14 protein-coding genes are annotated in these 17,059 nt (G+C 64.2%); 6 read left to right on the top strand and 8 right to left on the bottom strand.

What is annotated here, in order from left to right; genetic code table 11:
• Positions 1–50 precede the first annotated feature (50 nt).
• Positions 51–974 (bottom strand): quinoprotein relay system zinc metallohydrolase 2, encoded by a 924-nt coding sequence (locus FMZ75_RS09240; protein WP_207783361.1) that lies wholly within the window; start codon positions 972–974, stop codon positions 51–53.
• A gap of 311 nt (positions 975–1,285) precedes the next feature.
• Between FMZ75_RS09240 and xoxF5 the strand changes: the two genes are divergently transcribed.
• The 5 genes from xoxF5 (at position 1,286) to FMZ75_RS09215 (ending at position 7,844) form a co-directional block, all read left to right on the top strand.
• Positions 1,286–3,121: a lanthanide-dependent methanol dehydrogenase XoxF5 gene (xoxF5, locus tag FMZ75_RS09235; protein ID WP_108917860.1), complete on the top strand. Its 1,836-nt coding sequence runs from the start codon at positions 1,286–1,288 to the stop codon at positions 3,119–3,121.
• 137 nt (positions 3,122–3,258) lie between these two features.
• Positions 3,259–3,738, top strand: coding sequence for a c-type cytochrome, methanol metabolism-related (locus tag FMZ75_RS09230; protein ID WP_108917883.1), 480 nt, complete (start codon positions 3,259–3,261; stop codon positions 3,736–3,738).
• 14 nt (positions 3,739–3,752) lie between these two features.
• Positions 3,753–4,664, top strand: a complete 912-nt coding sequence (locus tag FMZ75_RS09225) for a substrate-binding domain-containing protein (protein ID WP_166142372.1) — start codon at positions 3,753–3,755, stop codon at positions 4,662–4,664.
• Positions 4,661–5,236, top strand: coding sequence for a PQQ-dependent catabolism-associated CXXCW motif protein (locus FMZ75_RS09220; protein ID WP_166142370.1), 576 nt, complete (start codon positions 4,661–4,663; stop codon positions 5,234–5,236). Before FMZ75_RS09225 ends, FMZ75_RS09220 begins: the two co-directional genes overlap by 4 nt.
• A 142-nt stretch (positions 5,237–5,378) precedes the next feature.
• The gene (locus FMZ75_RS09215) at positions 5,379–7,844 is read left to right on the top strand and encodes a TonB-dependent receptor (RefSeq protein WP_246728875.1); all 2,466 of its coding nucleotides are present in this window, start codon (positions 5,379–5,381) and stop codon (positions 7,842–7,844) included.
• Positions 7,845–7,865: 21 nt separating this feature from the next.
• Here FMZ75_RS09215 and FMZ75_RS09210 read toward each other — a convergent pair whose 3' ends face one another.
• The 6 genes from FMZ75_RS09210 to dnaG all read right to left on the bottom strand — a co-directional run bounded on the left by FMZ75_RS09210 (position 7,866) and on the right by dnaG (position 15,257).
• Entirely contained in the window at positions 7,866–8,237 is a 372-nt protein-coding gene (locus FMZ75_RS09210; protein WP_166142368.1) for a DUF983 domain-containing protein, read from the bottom strand.
• Between the two features lie 4 nt (positions 8,238–8,241).
• Positions 8,242–8,859, bottom strand: a complete 618-nt coding sequence (locus tag FMZ75_RS09205) for a Uma2 family endonuclease (RefSeq protein WP_142861868.1) — start codon at positions 8,857–8,859, stop codon at positions 8,242–8,244.
• Between the two features lie 39 nt (positions 8,860–8,898).
• The gene (locus tag FMZ75_RS09200; RefSeq protein ID WP_166142366.1) at positions 8,899–10,668 is read right to left on the bottom strand and encodes an N-6 DNA methylase; all 1,770 of its coding nucleotides are present in this window, start codon (positions 10,666–10,668) and stop codon (positions 8,899–8,901) included.
• Between the two features lie 43 nt (positions 10,669–10,711).
• Positions 10,712–10,984 carry a DUF2442 domain-containing protein gene (locus tag FMZ75_RS09195; protein WP_142861877.1) on the bottom strand — a complete coding sequence of 91 codons (273 nt, stop codon included), beginning with the start codon at positions 10,982–10,984 and terminating at the stop codon, positions 10,712–10,714.
• 107 nt (positions 10,985–11,091) lie between these two features.
• A complete protein-coding gene (gene rpoD / locus FMZ75_RS09190; RefSeq protein WP_108917854.1) occupies positions 11,092–13,101 on the bottom strand; it encodes an RNA polymerase sigma factor RpoD in 2,010 nt (669 codons plus the stop codon).
• A gap of 239 nt (positions 13,102–13,340) precedes the next feature.
• On the bottom strand, positions 13,341–15,257 hold the full coding sequence (dnaG, locus tag FMZ75_RS09185) for a DNA primase (RefSeq protein ID WP_166142364.1): 1,917 nt from the start codon (positions 15,255–15,257) through the stop codon (positions 13,341–13,343).
• A gap of 178 nt (positions 15,258–15,435) precedes the next feature.
• On the opposite strand from dnaG, the gene FMZ75_RS09180 reads away from it, so the two are divergent.
• Positions 15,436–15,702: a BrnA antitoxin family protein gene (locus FMZ75_RS09180; protein ID WP_166142362.1), complete on the top strand. Its 267-nt coding sequence runs from the start codon at positions 15,436–15,438 to the stop codon at positions 15,700–15,702.
• 13 nt (positions 15,703–15,715) lie between these two features.
• On the opposite strand, the gene FMZ75_RS09175 is transcribed toward FMZ75_RS09180, so the two are convergent.
• The gene (locus FMZ75_RS09175) at positions 15,716–16,921 is read right to left on the bottom strand and encodes a DUF2235 domain-containing protein (protein WP_166142360.1); all 1,206 of its coding nucleotides are present in this window, start codon (positions 16,919–16,921) and stop codon (positions 15,716–15,718) included.
• Positions 16,922–17,059: the final 138 nt, after the last annotated feature.

Genomic DNA, 17,059 nt, shown 5'->3' with positions numbered 1-17,059 from the left:
TGGCTTCCTCCGGCGCTTTTTAAAATCATAGCGCCCTGCGCGCGGGCCGCTCAAGGGGCCTCCCATTCCAGCTCGGCGAAGCCGGCCGTGGCGTTGCGCGTGTGATAATCCTCGAACAAAAGCCAATTGGGCTTTTCGCTGCGGCCGGCGGCCGCCGCCGCGCGCGCGAGACTCTCGCCCTTGGCGATAGAGGCGCGCAAATCGCGGGTGAGATGGTCGAGATAGGCCTTTTGCGCGTCGAGCGCCTGCGGCCAGGGGGCGACCGCCGGCCCATGGCCGGGAACGACGCGCACCGCCGCGATCTTCCGCAATTCGTCGATGACGGAGAGAAACCCCAAAAGGCTGCCGTCGACGATCGGAACATGCTGCAAAAACAGCAGATCGCCGGTAAAGAGCGTGCCGCTCTGCGGATCGAGCGCGGTGAGGTCGCTATCGCTGTGAGCGGTGCGCCAGGCTTTCAGCACGATTTTGCGGCCGCCGAGATCGAGTGTCGTCTCGCGCTCGACGGTGAGGGTCGGCGGGACCAGACTCACATCGTCGAGCAGCGTTCCCATCGTCTCGCGAAACGAAGCGAGATAATGCGGGCCGCGCGCCGCCATGGCGCGAGGAAGATTCTTGTGCCCGACGAAGACGGCTCCCGTGTCTCGAAAGGCAATATTCCCGAAAATATGATCGGGATGGACATGGGTGTCGATCACATAGCGGATGGGCTTGGTCGAGCGCTGCTGCAACGCAGCGAGAAACGCTTCCCCCTCGGCGCGGCTGCCGCCGGTGTCGATGACAGCGATCGCCTCTTCGCCGACGATCGCCCCGAGATTGGCGATACCGCCCAAGTTGTCGCGAGACATCAAAGCGGTCTCGCCCTGATGGACGAAGACGCCGGGCGCGATCTCTGTCAGCTCGAAGCTTTTCGCGCCGCTCGCGACGAGGCAGAGACACGCGATGGCGAGCCGTCGAATAGTGCATTGCAGCATCGGTTTTTCAGCCTCGCTTTTCGCCGGTTTCACGCACGAAATCAGGAAAGTCGGGAACTTGTTTTGGGGATTGCGCTTCAATTCTGTGCGACATATTATCCCGCCGTTTCCGACCTAAAAGAGGCTTTCCGGCCGGGAACCGGAAGGCGTCTCGACGGAGATGTTGGCGGGGCTGCGGGCGCGGCGTTCCGTCTGATCGACGTGGCAAAAACGAGGAAACGGCTTCCCAAAGCCTTAGGGCGTCGAAAAGGCGCGATGTCGGCGGCGTCGCCGGGCCTTTCGCACGGTGATGTCGTCAGGAGGAAAAGCTCATGCATAAGCTGTTGTTGTCGACTTCGGTGGGGATTCTCGCGCTGTTCGGGGCCGGCGTGGCGAACGCCGCCGACGCGCTTCTCGAGCTCCAGAAGAACCCGAAGGACTGGGTGTCGCCGACGGGCGACTACGCCAATCTGCGTTACTCGAAACTGAAGCAGATCACCACCGAGAACGTCGGCAAGCTGGCTCCCGCCTGGAGCTTCTCGACCGGCGTGCTGCGCGGCCACGAAGGCGCCCCGCTCGTCCTCGGCGACGTGATGTATCTGCATACGCCTTTCCCCAACATCGTCTACGCTCTCGACCTCAACAACGAAGGCAAGATCCTCTGGAAGTATGAGCCCAAGCAGGATCCGAGCGTCGTTCCGGTGATGTGCTGCGACACGGTCAACCGCGGCCTCGCCTATGCCGACGGCAAGATCTTCCTCGCCCAGGCCGACACCACCCTCGTCGCTCTCGACGCCAAGACCGGCAAGCTGGTCTGGTCGGTGAAGAACGGCGATCCGTCCAAGGGCGCCACTTCGACCGCCGCTCCGCATGTCTTCAAGGACAAGGTCTTCGTCGGCATCGCCGGCGGCGAGTTCGGCGTGCGCGGCAGCATCACGGCCTATAATGTCGCCGATGGCAAGCTCGCCTGGCGCGGCTACTCCATGGGCCCGGACAGCGACACGCTGATCGACGGCGAGAAGACCACCCATCTCGGCAAGCCGGTCGGCAAGGACTCGGGCCTGAACACCTGGGAAGGCGATCAGTGGAAGATCGGCGGCGGCACGACCTGGGGCTGGTATTCCTATGACCCGGAGCTGAACCTCGTCTATTACGGCTCGGGCAATCCCTCGACCTGGAACCCGTCTCAGCGTCCCGGCGACAATCGCTGGTCCATGACGATCTGGGCGCGCGATCTCGACACCGGCGTCGCCAAATGGGTCTATCAGATGACCCCCCACGACGAGTGGGACTATGACGGCATCAATGAGACGATCCTCGCCGACCAGACGATCGGCGGCGCCAAGCGCAAGACGCTCGTCCACTTCGACCGCAACGGCTTCGGCTACACGCTCGACCGCGTGACCGGCGAGCTGCTCGTCGCCGAGAAGTATGACCCGGCCGTCAATTGGGCGACCAAGGTCGACATGGACAAGAACTCCAAGACCTACGGCCGTCCGCTCGTCGTGTCGAAATATTCGACGCAGCAGAACGGCGAGGACGTCAACACCAAGGGCGTCTGCCCGGCGGCTCTCGGCTCCAAGGACATGCAGCCCGCGTCCTTCAACCCGGACACCGGCCTGTTCTATGTGCCGACCAACCACGTCTGCATGGACTATGAGCCCTTCCGCGTCAGCTACACGGCGGGTCAGCCCTATGTCGGCGCGACGCTGGAGATGTTCCCGCCGCCCGGCGACACCAATATGGGCAATTTCATCGCTTGGGACGCTCGCGTCGGCAAGATCGTCTGGTCCAACAAGGAGCAGTTCTCGGTCTGGTCCGGCACGGTCACCACGGCCGGCGGTCTCGCCTTCTACGGCACGCTCGAGGGCTATCTGAAGGCCGTCGACGTCAAGACCGGCAAGGAGCTGTATAAGTACAAGACTCCGTCGGGCATCATCGGCAATGTGATGACCTATGAGCACAAGGGCAAGCAGTATGTCGCGGTTCTGTCCGGCGTCGGCGGCTGGGCCGGCATCGGCCTCGCGGCCGGCCTGTCCAAGAGCAATGAAGGCCTCGGCGCGGTCGGCGGCTATAAGGCGCTGTCCGACTACACCGCCCTCGGCGGCGTGCTGACCGTCTTCGCTCTGCCCGACTACGCGCTGCCGATCGTCGCTCCGGCGAACTGATACGGCCAAAAATAAGATTGGCGCTCGGCGAACGCCCCGTGGCGCGTCGCCGGGCGCCTCGTGTTTAAGTGGATGGAAAGCTGGAGGATGGAGTAATGAGACTGCCGCTCGTCGGGGCCCTCGCCCTGAGCGTCTTCATGGGTGTTGGAACGACCGCGCGCGCCGAAGCGCCGGGAGACCCGACCGCGGTCAAGGAAGTGGACGGCAAGTGGTTCGACGCCCAGGGCAAGCCGACCTATAAGGTGCAGGCGGACGGCACGGTCGACTGGTACACTTTCTCCGGCTATCGCCGCTACCATGCCGAATGCCACGTCTGCCACGGCCCCAACGCCGAAGGCTCGACCTATGCTCCGGCGCTGAAGAACTCGCTGAAGAACTTCAACTATGAAGAATTCTACGGCATCGTCGTCGGCGGTCGCGAGAACAAGCAGGCGGGCAATGACAGCGTCATGCCGGCTTTCGCCGACAATAAGAACGCCATGTGCTATATCGACGACCTCTACATCTACATCCGCGCCCGCTCGACCGAGGCGGTCGGCCGCGGTCGTCCGGAGAAGAAGGCCGAGAAGCCCGCGGCTTTCGCCGAGGCCGAATCGAAGTGCATGAGCGCCAAATAGCGTCCGCGCGCGCCATGTCGCGCCGTCTCGCTTTTTCCCTGGTCGCCGTCGCGAGCCTGCTCGCGACGGCCCCTGCCCATTCCCAATCGCCGGGGCTCGTCGCGCGCCCTCGGGGCGCCGCCGATGACGCGCGCGGCTCGATCGAGCTCGTCGATCCCAAAGTTCTGCGCGTCTGCGCCGATCCCAGCAATCTGCCCTTCTCCGACCGCGCCGGCGACGGCTTCGAGAATCGGCTGGCGGCGTTGCTGGCCAAGAAGCTCGGCAAGGATCTCGCCTATTCCTATTATCCGGGCGCGACCGGCTTCATCCGCAACACGCTCAACGCGCATTTGTGCGATGTGGTGATGGGAATGCCGCAGGGCGACGATCTCGTTCAGCCGACCAATCCATATTATCGGACCTCCTATGCGGCGGTCTATCGCGCCGGCTCCGACCTCGAGGGGCTGACCTCTCTCGCCGATCCGCGCCTCGCCGAGGCGAAGCGCATCGGCCTCGTCGCCAACACGCCGCCGGGCAATCTTCTGGCGCGCTATGGCCTGCTCGGAGCCGTGAAGCCCTATCCGCTCGTCGTCGACACGCGCGTCGACGCGCCGGGCGCCGATATGATCCGCGATCTCGAAAGCGGCGCGATCGACGTCGCTATTCTCTGGGGGCCGATCGCCGGCTATCATGCGAAAAAATCCGCGGGCCGGCTGAAGCTGGCGCTGCTTTCGGGGGACAAGGGCGCGCGCATGAGCTTTCGCATCGCCATGGGGGTGCGCCATTCCGACCAGGAATGGAAACGCGAACTCAATCGGCTCATCGCCCAAAATCAGAACGAGATCGACAGGCTGCTCGCCGATTTCGGCGTGCCGATGATCGATGAGGCGGACGCGCCCATCACGCCCGCGCCGATCACGCCCGCCCCGGTCACGCCCGCCCCATGACGCGGCGGCGGCGGCCGACCGGCGCCCGTGGGTTCGTCGCCGCGATCGGCCTCGCGCTGCTCGCCGCGACGGCGGCGGCCGCCGAGACCGTCCCGGAGCCCGACGGCTACAGGATGTCGGATTTTCGCGCGGCAGTTCCCGCCACTCTGCGCGGCGCCCGCGTCATCGACACGCCGCAGGCTTTCGCGATCTGGCGGGACAAGGCGGCGGTTTTCGTCGATGTTCTGCCGCGCCCGCCGAGGCCCGCCGGCCTGCCGCCCGACGCCGTCTGGCGCGACAAGCCGCGTTTCGACATTCCGGGCAGCGTCTGGCTTCCCGAGACCGGCTATGGCGAATTGGCGCCGGCCGCATTGCATTATTTCGAAAGCGGCCTCGCCAGGGCGACCGCCGAAGACAAAAGCCGGCCGCTCGTCTTCTATTGCCTCGCCGATTGCTGGATGTCGTGGAACGCCGCCAAGCGGGCGCTCGCGCTCGGCTATTCGAATGTCTCCTGGTTTTCTCGCGGCACGGATGGCTGGTCCGCCGCCGGCCATCCGTTGGAGCTGCGCGAGCCGGCGCTGCGCCCGGACTAAATCCTGTTGCAGTGATGGGATAATAGCCTCGCTCGACGAGCGAGCGGCCGACATCGAACGCGGCACTGCAGACGATTCGTGCTTGCACGCGTCACATAAATATATTTATCTAGTATGATTATAGATATATATGGGGGCCTTCATGACTTTCGAACTCGCGCCGCGCCGCTGCTTCCTCGCCTACCCCGCGCTTCTGCGCGCGATGCTGACCATGTCGTCCGCGCTCGCTTTGGCCGCGGCCGTCGCCGCTCTCGCGCGCGCCGAGGAGGCGCAAATCGCCGATGTCGTCGTCGGAGCCGGCGACCCGGGGCTCCCGGGCGAATTGTCGAAGCGAAAGGTCGAGGTGTTGAAAATCCCGCGTCCGATCGTCGTCGTCGATCCCAAGACCGCCGAACGCGAGCAGCTCTACAATCTGCGCGATTTCGCCCAAAAACTGCCGAGCTACAATCCGGGCCTCGGAAATCCACGCACCTCGCGTCCGGCGATCCGCGGCGTCGCCAAAGGCGCGGGAGCCGGCGACGGATCGGAGTTCGACACCGGCTTCATGGTCGACAATGTGTTCCTGAAGCATGTCGGCTTTCAATGGGCGAATTTCATCGACACCGAATCGCTCGAGGTCGCACTCGGCCCGCAGGGAACGAATGGCGGAAAGAACACGACGGTCGGCTCCATCGTGATCCGCACGCAGCTTCCGTCCTTCCAGCGCAAAGAAGTCTTCGAGACCCAGTTCGGCAATCATCTGCATGTTCTCCAGCAGTTCAACGCCACCGGGCCGATCATCGACGACAAGCTCGCCTATCGCATCGCCGCTTATTACGACAAGGGCGACGGCTATTTCTTCGATCAGATATCGGGCGCGAGCATGCCGGGCGACAATCGTTGGGGCGTGCGCGGGCAGCTCTATTATGTCGGCGAGAATTTCACCGACCGGCTGATTTTCAATTATTCGGCCTCGCACGAATACAACAACAGCGCCAGCGGTCCGATCGGCGACACGTCGTTGATCTACGCCAATGGCACGACGCCGGCCCGCAGCTATTTCCAAAATCTCCAGAGCCGGCTGGGGCGTTCGGTCTTGACGCTCGATCCCTACAAGTCGCTCAACACCAGGCTCGGCACGCTCGACGAGCGCCAGCATCTCGTCTCCAACGAGCTGAACGTCGAGGTCGGCCGGAACATTTTCACGTCTATCACCGCCTTCGGCAAGTTCCGCCTGCTGCCGCGCAACACCGGCGGCAATAATCTGACCGAGATCACCAACACCGCCTCGAACACTTATGTGGAGCAGTTCTCCCAGGAGTTCAGACTCTCCTCCCCCGAGGACCAGCCAGTGGAGTGGAAGGTGGGCCTTTTCTCCTTCTACGAATATGTCTGGAACCGGTCCTACACGAATTTCGGCTCGGACGCCGCGGCTTGGTTCAGCGCACCGCGTCTGCTGCGCGACATGACCAACAATCGCGACGGCAAGGCGCGAGACCTGCAGATCGCCGCCTATGGCAACGCCACCTATCATATCGACGAGCAGTTCAGCCTGACCCTAGGGCTCCGCGACAGCTGGGAGGTGCGCTCGGGCTCCAATTTCAGCTGGAACACGATCGTTCCGGGCAATGGCACGATCGTCGAGCAGGTCGATGCGATCGTCGCCGGCGGCGGGCAGCGCTTCTACGACACAGGCGGACAGAAGGCGACGCTCAACGCGCTCACCGGCATTTTCAATCCGCAATACAAGGCGACCGAGAATGTGACTTTCTACGGTCTCGTCGGACGCGGCGAGAAGGCGGGCGCCGTCAACACCGGCGCGCAGGCCATATTCGTCGGCGGCGTGTTCCAGAAGTTCCAGCCCGTCATCACCAAACCCGAGACCTCATGGGACTATGAGATCGGCGTCAAGACCAATTGGTTCGACGAGACGCTGATCATCAATGCGAATTTCTATTGGAACGATCTCTATAATTTCCAGACCAATTTCGTCGACACCTCCGTCGTCGACGCCAACGGCGTGCCGACGCGGCAGACCTATCTCGGCACGGCCAAGCACGCCCGCCTGCGCGGCTTCGAGTTCGACGGCCGCTGGAACGCCTATGAAGGCCTGTGGGTGAATTTCGCCGGAGCCATCACCGAGCCGCGTTGGATCGACTTCGACGATGCTCCGCTCGACGCCGCCTGGACATGGAGCGGCGGAACCGTGGCGGCGCCGACCCAGGTGTCGAGGTCGCATTCGCGCTTCAACGATGTGCCGACGTTCGCCTTCAACGTGGGTTTCAACTACGAGCGTCCGCTCGGCGTGATTTTCGACGGCCTCGGCGATTGGGCGAATCGTCCTGTCACCGGATTCACCTACGCCAATGTCGCCTGGCGCGACAAATCCGAGCTCACGGACCCGACCGCGGTCATTCATTATTGGCAAGACGCTTACGCTTTGATCAACCTCGGCTTCGGCGTTCGCACCGACGACGACCGCTACAGCCTCAACGTCTGGGCGAAGAACATCGCCGACGTCCGGCCAATGGACTCTTTCAGTCCCGGCACGGCGACCAGTCCGACGACGATCGGCTTGCCCGACACGGTGCGGACTGTCGGCGGCACGCTGCGCGTGAAGTTTTTCTGATCGAGGATCGGCGCGAGGCGATCAGCCGGCCTTTCTCGCCAACGCCCACACCGCCGCGATGAAAAAGCCTTTGCAGAGCGGCAGCAGCGCCAGGGTGGAGACGATGGTCGCGGACAGCACCAGCGCCGCCTCCGCGCCATAGGACAGCGTTGCGCGCGTCTCCAGAAATATGAGCAGCGGCACGATGATATGGGCGACGACGCCGATGGTGAGCCAGGCCGGGCCATCATCGGCGTCGACGCCGATGAAACTCTCCGCGCAATGCGGGCAGGCGTCGGCGCGCTTCAGATAGCCGTCGAAGAGCGCGCCCTGCCCGCAGCGGGGGCATTTGCGCAGAAAGCCGCGCAGCAGCGCGGTGGTCGTCGAGGGCCGGGCGATCGTCGTCGGCGTCATGGGATCACTGCGTTTCCGCGCCGGGCGTCACGCCGAGCTCGGCGAGGCTGAAGGAGAGCTCGGGCGCGAGCATGGGCTCGAGGCGCGCTCCGCCGGCGAGCTCGACGATCTCGGCATAGCCCGCCGCGCCCAGCCGGCGATGAACGAAGGTCACGGCCCGCACGGCGTCGACGACCCAGACCTCGCGCACGCCGAAAGCGGCGTAGACGCCGATCTTGCGGCCCTTGTCATAGGCGAGGCTCGAATCGGCGATCTCGATCGCCAGCAGCAGCGCCGGCCCGTCGAGGGCCGTCAGCGGGAGGCCGCGTGGAAAGACGCAGAAATCCGGCTCGACGAAAGTGCGCGCGTCGAGGCGCAGCGTGGTCTCCGGGATAATGGCCAAATGGGCGGGAGCCGCCTTCTGGAGGAAACGATTGACTTCGCCCTTCACCCATTCGTGTCGGGCGCCCTTGGGCGACATTGGCACGACCTCCCCGCCGATCAGCTCGAACCGCTCGTCGTCATCGATGATGCCGGCGCGCAGCATCTCCTCGATTTCCGCCACGCTCCAGCAGCGCCGGGGGAGTCCCTCGGCGGCCTGAGTCTCGAGCGGAAGGCCGATCGGGCGCAGATGCGGGTTCATGCAGCGCAATATAGCGCAATCCCGGCGGGATTTCGCGTGTCAATATTGGCCGGCGAGCGAGGCTTCCAGCAATTCCGCCTCCGCCGCGGACAAGCCGAAGAGATCGTAGACGATCGCATCGATCTCCCTCTCCCGGATTTCGATCTCGGCGAGGCGCTCGGCATCGTCGGGGTCGGCGGCCGCATCGCAATTGGCGCGCGCCAGCGCCGTGAGCCGGTCCGCGGCCTGCGGGTCGCAGTCGGGCAGCGGCAGCGGCTCCAAATATTGCGCCTTCAGCCGCAGCCGCCATTTGCCGCCGCGCAGCGGATTGGACACCGAATGCAGCAGGAACCAGCAGAGCCGTGAATTGAGAAAGGCGAGCAGCGCGAGATCGGCGCAGGGCAGACAGAAGCAGGTGGCGTCGATGAGGCCGCCGCTTTCGTCGAGCGCGAATTTCGGCCCTTGCGAAATGTCCGGAAAGACGATCTTCGGCGCCGCGAAGCCGGCGCGATAGGCGAGCTGCGCCTGCTGCAGCTCGAACCATTTTTGTCGCGTGGCGCGGCGCTCCAGCCGCGAGCGCAGAGGCGTGAGCCATGCCTCCACGGCCGGATATTCCGCAATGTCGAAAGCGCCTTTCGGCGCATCGACGAGCCAGTCCTCGCTCGCCCTGCGCCAGCGGCCGATGCTCGCGCCGCGCATATAGGGCTTCAAAATCTCGGCGCTGCGCGGATCGGCGGCGACGAGCGCGTCGCGCGTCGCGCCATCGACGACGAAAGCGTCGTTGAGCCCCGTCTTGATCCCCCAGAGCGGCGATCCATAGACCTCGCGCAGCGTCTTGCGGCCCCGCGCGATCTTGTCGCGCAGCAGCGCCAGCGCCTCCTCCTCGAAACGCCAGACGGAGGCGCCGAGCCGAGCCTGCGGCATGCGCCGCGCTTTCTCCGCAAACTCCGTTTCGAGGTCCTTCGGCGCGCGCTCCTTCAACAAAACAAAGGAAAGATCGCCGCGCTCGGCGCTCTTCCTCAGCGTCACGATCGCCGGATAGGTGACGACTTCGTCGAAGACACGCAAATCGCCGAAGTCGACGACGCTCTCGATCATCGCATTTGCCGTGAGGAAGCGGCGCAAGCTCTCGCCGGCGCCGGTGCGAAAGAAGCTCGACGAGGAGATGAATCCCAGCCGACCGCCATCTTTCAGCAATCGCACGCCTTTCTCGAAGAAATAGGCGTAGAGATCGGCGCGCTCCGCGGCGACGGCGTAATGTTTCGCGAGATAGGGTTTCGCGGCTTTGAGATATTCCATCCGCACATAGGGCGGATTGCCGATGACGATATCGAAGCGGCCGCGCGCCGCAATATCGTCGATGAGGCTGTCGCCGACGCGCAAATTGTCGTGCGGATTGTTTGGATCGAGAGCGATCTGCGGGCATCGGCTCCATAGCGTGCGGCGCGCGGCTTCCACCGCGCGCGCATCTATGTCCACGCCGAAGAGATTATTGGCGATGGTCTCGCGCGCCACATCGAGCGCGATCATGGCGCCGAACGTAATCTCCTTATAGCGTCGCGCCATTTCGTCGAAGGCGGCGTCGAGAAGCGCGCCATCGCCGCAGGCGGGATCGATGATCTTGAAGGAACGAAGAGCGTCGAGCCATGCGCGCCAGAAGGCGGGCGTCTCGCATCCGCCATGCTGCGCGAGGAGCGCCGCGCGCCGCTCGTCGAGCGACAGCGCAATGGTGCGGGCGACGAGAAAACGGGCGATGGGGGCGGGCGTGTAGACGACGCCGCGGCGCTTGCGTCCTTCGGAAAGTCGTCCTCGGGAGACTGGTTCATCCATGAATGCGAATGCGCCGACTGCTGCCGCTCACAGCGGCGACGAATTATTCCGCTGCGAGCGGCCCCGACAATTCGCCGCCGGCTTCCATTTCCATCCGCAGCCAATCCGGGCACATGTCGTAGCCGTTCGGCCATGTCGGCGCGCCGTCCTCGAGCCGGACCTTCGCAAAAAATTCGGGATCACGAAACGGAATTGCCATCGGACCTTCCTCCCGAAGGAGCGAGGAGCAGTCGTGAAGGCCCGAGGCGCCATCCTGAAAACGGACAGCGATGCAGTAATGGCCTACTGCCGCGATCTGAACGACCTCGTTCGGCATCGAACCCATCGATCTGCTCCAACGTCTCGCGGCGACGCCAGTTTGATTCGAGGTACATCCGAATGGCGATGCCGTAGAACGAAGCGATCGTCGGCATCGCCAATAGCTCAATTGTCCAGGAAGCTCCGCAGCTTCCGGCTTCGGCTCGGATGCTTCAGCTTCCTCAGCGCCTTCGCCTCGATCTGGCGAATGCGCTCGCGCGTCACCGAGAATTGCTGGCCGACTTCCTCGAGCGTATGGTCGGTGTTCATGCCGATGCCGAAGCGCATGCGCAGCACGCGTTCTTCACGCGGCGTGAGCGAGGCCAGCACGCGGGTCGTCGTCTCGCGAAGGTTGGACTGGATCGCCGCCTCGATCGGCAGAACGGCGTTCTTGTCCTCGATGAAATCGCCGAGATGCGAATCCTCCTCGTCGCCGATCGGCGTCTCCAGGCTGATCGGCTCCTTGGCGATCTTCAGCACCTTGCGCACTTTCTCCAGCGGCATGGCGAGCTTTTCGGACAATTCCTCCGGCGTCGGCTCGCGGCCGATCTCGTGCAGCATCTGGCGCGAGGTGCGCACGATCTTGTTGATCGTCTCGATCATATGCACCGGAATGCGGATCGTGCGCGCCTGATCCGCGATGGAGCGCGTGATCGCCTGCCGAATCCACCAGGTGGCGTAGGTCGAGAATTTATAGCCGCGGCGATATTCGAACTTATCGACCGCCTTCATCAGGCCGATATTGCCCTCCTGGATGAGGTCCAGGAACTGCAGGCCGCGATTGGTGTATTTCTTGGCGATGGAGATCACGAGGCGCAGATTGGCCTCGACCATTTCCTTCTTCGCCTGCCGGGCCTCGCGCTCGCCCTTTTGAACCATATGGACGATCTTGCGGAACTCGGCGATCTCGAGGCCCGTCTCGGTGGCCAGCGCGTGAATCTCGCCGCGCAGCTCCTTGATCCGGTCTTTCTCGTTGGCGACGAATTCCTTCCAGCCGCGCGAGCCGAGCTTGGAGACGCGCATGATCCATTTCGGATCGAGCTCCGAGCCCTGGAACTTGTCGATGAAGTCCTCGCGCTGCACGCCCTGCGCATCGGCGAGGCGCAGCAGCTTGGTCTCATAGCCGATGAGGCGCTTGTTGATGTCGTAGAGCTGCTCGACCAGCGCCTCGATACGGTTCTGGTTCAAGGAGAGAGATTTGACGTCGGTGACGATCTCTTTCTTGAGCTGCTTGTATTTGCGGTCCTGCGCCGGGGTCAGCGTCTCGTTCTTGAGCTTGTTCTCGACATTCTGATCCTGCAGCCGGCGCAGTTTCTTATAGGCGTCGGCGACGCGGGCGAAGGTCTCCAGCACTTTGGGCTTCAGCTCGGTCTCCATGGCGGAGAGCGAGACGGAATTCTCGAGGTCGTCCTCCTCCTCGAAAGCCTCCTCCGGCGGCGCGCCGGCGTCGCCCAGCGCGGCCGGCGGCGAGCGCGGCGCGGTGGCCGGCGCGAGATCGGACGGCGTGACCGGCGGCTTGCCGGCGTTCTTGCCCTCGGGGCCGGCGTAGGTGGCCTCGAGGTCGATGATGTCGCGCAGCAGGACCTTGCCGGCCTCGAGCTCCTCGCGCCAGATGATGATGGCCTGGAAGGTCAGCGGGCTCTCGCAGAGACCGGCGATCATCGCCTCGCGGCCGGCCTCGATGCGCTTGGCGATGGCGATCTCGCCCTCGCGCGACAAAAGCTCGACCGAACCCATTTCGCGCAGATACATGCGGACGGGATCGTCGGTGCGGTCGGCGGGCTCCGAGCTGCGCGTGGCGACGGCTGTGGCGCGGGGCGACTCGACGAGCTCGCCGCCTTCGGCCTCCTCCTCCTCCTGCTGCTCCTCGCCCTCGGCGTCGTCCGGATCGTCGCCCTCGGAGACGGTGATGCCCATCTCCTGGAGCATCGCATAGACGTCCTCGATCTGGTCCGAGGAGACTTCCTCGGAGGGCAGAACGGCGTTGAGCTCGGTATAAGTGACGAAGCCGCGCTTCTTGGCGAGCTTGATCATCCGCTTGACGGCGGCGTCGTTGAGGTCGAGCAGAGGACCGTCGGCGGTCTCCACTGCCACTGCGCCCTCGTTTTCGACCTTCTCGTCGTCTTTTTTCGCCATTCTTCGCTCCAAGCCCCACCCCACGCCGCCTTCCCGAGCCGAAGGCTGCGCCATGCCGGGATCGTTTACTTTCTCGCTCGCCGCATTTTAACGAAAACCACAGCGCCGACCGCATGACAAGCCGGCGGACACCGCAACGGACCCGACCGATTCGCTCCAGCCCACAGTCGCGGCCAGGGCTTAACGTCCGCCTAACCAAATCCGTAGAGCTTTGGCTCGTCGGCCGTTCGGCTTGCGGGTCAAAGGCTTCTCAGCGAACGGCCCGATTGGGAACCGAACCCGTCGAGAGCGGCTTCGGTTCCATCGAGCGCGTTCAATTGCGCCTGAATATCGCTTAAACGCGCGGAATCGTGGTCGTTGGGGGCAATCGCCAACCTCGCCTCGATTTTCCGAAGTTCTTTATCTAATGCGCGCACGCGATGTTGCAAGACGAGAGCTTGACGCAAGCTCTCGCCGGCGTCCGCCGGAGCCGCCTCTGCGCGCACGCTCCACAGCGTCGCATGGGCTCCCATGCCGGCCAATTTCTCGCAAAATGCTTGTAGCCCGGCTTCGGCGGCGGCGCGAGCGAATTCTTCGCGCGCGCCGCTTCCGTCGGCGAGGCTGCGCACCAGCACGGCGCGCAGCCGCTCGCCTTCGGCGGAGGCGAAGTCCAGCGCCGCAACCGCCTCGAGATTGGCCGCGAGCAGCTCCGGGTGATTCAAGAGAATCAACAAAATGAGCGCCTCGCGCGGGGCGATGGCGGGCGTCGTGCCGCGATAGAGCGGGGAATTGGCGAGCGCCGCGCCGATGGTCAGCGGGCCGCGCATGGGCTCCGCATCGCGGCGGAAGCGCTGCTGCTGTCCGCCGGGGCGCCGCCCCTCGGGCCTACGCTGAAATTGGCCGCGCGTGCGGCCGAACAGCGAATCGCAGCGGTCGGAGAATTCTTTTTGATAGTGCCGGCGCAAACTCTCGTCGGCGATGGCGCGGCCGAGCTCGGCGAGGCGACGCTCGAGCCCGGCGCGGCGCTCGGGCGTGTCGAGCGGGACGCCTTCCGTCTCCCGCGCCCATAGGAGATCGACCAGAGGCCGCGCCGCCGCCACCGCCGCGGCCAAGGCGGAAGGGCCGGCGGAGCGCAAGAGCTCGTCCGGGTCCTGGCCGTCCGGCAGCAGCACGAAGCGCAGGCTGCGGCCGGGGCCGATCAGCGGCAGGGCCGTGTCGATCGCCCGAAAGGCGGCGGCGCGGCCGGCCTTGTCGCCGTCGAAGCAGAGAATGGGCTCCTCGGCGTGATTCCAGAGCAGAGCGCATTGGTCCGCCGTCAGCGCCGTGCCGAGCGGCGCCACCGTCTGCGGAAAGCCGGCCGCCGTCATGGCGATGACGTCGACATAACCCTCGACGGCGATGATGTTTCCCGCTGAATGGGCGGCTTTGCGGGCGTTGTGCAGATTGTAGAGATTGGCGCCCTTGTGGAAGAGCGGCGTCTCCGGCGAGTTGAGATATTTGGCCTTGGCGTCCTTCTCCATCGCCCGCCCGCCGAAGGCGATGACGCGGCCGGAGCGGTCTGAGATCGGAAAGATGATCCGATTGCGGAAACGGTCATAGGGGACGGCGATGTCCTCGCCATGGACGAGCAGTCCAGCCTCGATCATCGTCTCGACGCTGGCGCCCTTGGCGGCGAGATGGTCGCGCAATGTGAAGCGATCTTGCGGCCCGAAGCCCAGTCGAAACTGCGCCTGCTCCTTTTCCCCGAGCTCGCGGCGGGCGAGATAGGCGCGCGCCTCGGCGCCGGCGGGCCCGCGCAGCTGCTTCTCGAAAAATTGCGCCGCCCATTCCAGCACTTCGGTCAGAGAGCCGCGGCGCTGCTCCGCCTCCTGCGCCTCTTTCGTCTCCACCGGCATGGGCAGGCCGGCCATGCCGGCGAGCCGCTCGACCGCCTCGGGGAAGGTGAGGCCCTCGGTCTCCATCAGAAAGGTGAAGCCGTCGCCATGCTTGCCGGAGGAGAAGTCATGAAAGAAGCCCTTCTGGTCGTTGACATAGAAGGAGGGCGTCTTCTCCGCCTGAAAGGGAGAAAGCCCGCGCCATTCGCGCCGATCCTTCTTGAGCTTGACCTTCTTCGACACCACGGCCGAGACCGGCACGCGGGCGCGAATTTCATCGAGGAAGGAGGGAGGGTATCGCATCGTGTCCCTAGTAGCATTGTCGACGCATTCGGCGCGCGCGGCGTCGGCTTTGTGCCCGCTACCCACAACACGGTCGGTCGGCAGCCCACTCGACATGCAATGCGGTTGTATATACGCATCCCTTCGTCGAGCGCTAGGCTCGAGCCGCGGGGCGAACCGGAATGCGGGGCGAAGCGGAATGAAGGACAGATCGAGCGGGACCGCGCAGCGCACGGGCGATCGAGAGGACGCTGAAATCGACGCGGCGATCGCGAGCGATCCCGATTGGGCGGAACTCGAGCCGATCGACTGGAGCAAGGCCGAGGTCGTCATTCCGCCCAAGAAGCAGGCGATCTCCATCCGCCTGGACCAGGACCTCATCGACTTCTTCAAGAAGGAAGGTCCCGGCTATCAGCGGCGCATCAACGCCGTCCTGCGCGGCTATATGAGAGAGCGCCTGCGCTGAGCCCGGGCGCTTCTCACGCAGGCTCGCGCTCTTTCTCCTTCGCCTTTTCCTGTTCCTGCGCGACGGGAACGCCGATCGTCGTCAGCTGCTTCGGGCGATAGGAGGGGTCGATCTCGGCCTTCTCGCGAACCGGAGCGAAATCCTCGTCGGGGCCGATCGGCCGGATGTAATCCCCGCCCCAGCTGGCGTGCTTCGCGAGCCCTTGATCCGCTTTCGGATAGACGGAGGGCAGGCCGAAAGCCGCCGGCAGCTTGACGAGCAGCGTCGTGGCGAGCTTGTAGCCCAGCGTCTGGCTGTTTTGAATTTTCTCGGTCGGATCGGGTGAAAAGGGCCGGTCGACGGAGAATTTGACATCGGCGAATTTCAACAGCTTCAGGCCATTCTCCGCTGCGCGTTCGGCCATCCACACCAGCGCATAGTCGGAGAGGCCGTGCTCCTGATAGCCGCCGCCGACATTGGAGTGGACGCCGGGGAACCAGCGCTGCTTGTAGAGCGGAAAGCCTTTCTCGGCGATGTTCTTCGCATCGCGCTCCAGATGATAATCGGTGAGCGCGATCGGCGTCGGCCGGAACGGCCAGCGACGCTCGTCCGCCGCCAGCGCGTGATAGGCGGAATCGACGCTCGCGCTCAGAGTCACATCGTGGAAGCTCGTCTTGAAGAGCTTGTCGAACAGCCGGCCGAGAATTTCGCCATAGGGCGCGCCGAGCGCGCCCACCGTGTCCCACACGCCGAGAAATTTGATCTTGGTCGGATAGGGGTGGCAATTCTCGTCGCGGAATGTCTGCGCGGAGGCGCCGCCCGGGCGCCACTCCGCGGCCCTGTCCTTGTAATGGTCATAGGCGATGGAGACGAGCGGCAGATTCCAGCGCTTCAGCACGCCGAGATTGTGAATGAGCCCGGCGATGCTGCGCGCCGTATAGGCGCCGCGGCTGAAGCCGAAGAGATAGATTTCGTCGCCCGGCTCGTAATTGCTGACGATGAAGGCGTAGGCGTCCTTTATATTGTCGGAGATGCCGAAGCCGAATGCGCCGCCGATGACCTTCTCGTCTTTGCGCGTGCCGACGCCGGCGATGTAATGGGTGAGCTGCGGATTGCCGTCGGCGTCGACAAAATCGGTGGCCTGCAGCATTCGCACGACATTGGTGCCGCGCTCGGTCGGCTCGTTCCACGTGCCGTCGCAAAAGATCACGAGCTTCTTCTTGGGCTTGGTCGCGGTCATAAACGTCTCTTTCGCAAAAACCGGAGCGTCGAAAAAATCGCGCGCCGCAATAGAGTGTTTTCCAGCGAAGTGGGAACCGGTTCGCGGGAAGAAAACACGGCAGAACAAGGAGAGTGATTCCGGTTCGATCCGAACCGG

The sequence above is a fragment of the Methylosinus sp. RM1 genome (assembly GCF_011378635.1).
In the GTDB taxonomy this organism is placed as follows: Bacteria; Pseudomonadota; Alphaproteobacteria; order Rhizobiales; family Beijerinckiaceae; genus Methylosinus; species Methylosinus sporium.
Note: the sequence above shows the minus strand (reverse complement) of the source record. Positions and strands in the feature narration are given on the sequence as shown.